The organism is Vibrio sp. 2130-1 (genome assembly GCF_033339515.1).
In genome coordinates, this window is sequence record NZ_JAWOUT010000773.1 from 1 (window position 1) to 507 (window position 507).

Consider the following 507-nt stretch of genomic DNA (forward strand, 5'->3'; position numbering starts at 1 on the left):
AATGTGCGGGTCATCAATGCGTTCATAGTCGACACCGAACGCAAAATCGACTTGATGAGTACTGACTAAGTTAGCCAAGTCACCACTAGAGGCCAAGATGAGGTTAGACGTTGTAGAAGGGAATCGATTGTTGAGTCGGTGAGACAGTTCTTGCCACAAATCGTCTGGCAGCGAGTCATCACGCGCCACCCAGACTTCGGCGTTGAAGCCTTCGGAGATTTGCGCGCATGTTTTTCTGATTCGTTGAGCTGTGACCAACAAATACTCGCAATCTTTGTAAATTGCTTTTCCCGCTTCCGAAAGCGTCAGTTGGTTTCCTGTTCTTGTGAACAACTCAACATCGAGCTCTTTTTCTAATGCCTTGATCGACATGCTGAGTTTGGTGCGGTTACAGTCTAACTGCCGCGCAGCTTCGGAGACTGAGCCACACTCTGCGATAGTGCAGAAAGCTTCTACCTGAGTTAAGTTCATGATTTGACACAACCAATTAAGAATTTGCAATAAAGT

General features: G+C 46.5%; 1 protein-coding gene. It reads right to left on the reverse strand.

Translation table 11 applies throughout. The features are described 5' to 3' along the window. The coding region (locus tag R7Q09_RS28620; RefSeq protein ID WP_318144267.1) for a LysR family transcriptional regulator at positions 1-471 on the reverse strand (471 nt) is incomplete at its 3' end. Positions 472-507 lie beyond the last annotated feature (36 nt).